Below are 782 nucleotides of genomic sequence, written 5' to 3'. Positions count from 1 at the left end.
CCCCGTCACCGACAGCACCCCGTCCGGCGCCACGCGCGCGGTGAACGGCGCCGGACGCGGGATCAGCCGGTCGGTGGCGGCGAACAGCGGCGCCTGCGCCGACGGCGCGGGCGTGCCCGCCGGCAGGTCGAGGGTGAAATCCCCCTGCTCCGGCACGCAGATATTGGCGCACACCAGCCACTCCGCATGCGCCGCCAGATGCAGCGGCAGGGCGGCATCGCGGGCGACCGTCACCGTGACCGGCAGCACGATTTCGTGCTCGTAGCTGTAGGTGACGACCGGCCCCTCACGCAGGATCTGCGGCGCCGGCCAGTCGATCGGCCCGGCCGTCACGCCGGCCGGCAGCGTCAGGTGCAGCTCCGGCGTCGTGCCCGCGTCGCCCGGGTTGCGCCAGTACGTATGCCACCCCGGCGCCATGCGCAGTTGCAGCCCGGCACGGAACTGCGTGCCCGCGGCCACGTGATCCGTGTCGGTGATCAGGGTCACAACGGCGCGATCGCTGCGCACCGGCGCGCTCTCCAGCGCCCATGCCGGCGTTATGCCGGTCGCGGCGAGCAGCAACAGACAGATGGCAGGCCAGCGTATCATCGCGATCACTCCGCACATGCCGGCCGCGCGCGCCCGCCGGATAGCCACAGGCTCTGTCGCACGAGCCCGCCGGGTGTTACGCGCGGGACGGATGATCCCTCAACCGCCCCCCGGAACCGCACCCGGCGACTCCCCGCCCCTCGCCGCGCCGACGGTCGCGACCGCTGCCGCCGACCTGCCGCCACAGGTGGCCT

General features: G+C 73.9%; 1 protein-coding gene. It reads right to left on the bottom strand.

The window, feature by feature from the left end; genetic code table 11:
* Positions 1 to 588 (bottom strand): protein-disulfide reductase DsbD domain-containing protein (locus B8460_RS11115; RefSeq protein WP_277813972.1); only part of this gene is annotated, 588 nt, incomplete at its 3' end.
* Between the last annotated feature and the right edge of the window lie 194 nt (positions 589 to 782).

It is taken from the genome of Acidisphaera rubrifaciens HS-AP3 (genome assembly GCF_000964365.1).
GTDB classification, from domain to species: domain Bacteria; phylum Pseudomonadota; class Alphaproteobacteria; order Acetobacterales; family Acetobacteraceae; genus Acidisphaera; species Acidisphaera rubrifaciens.
Note: the sequence above shows the minus strand (reverse complement) of the source record. Positions and strands in the feature narration are given on the sequence as shown.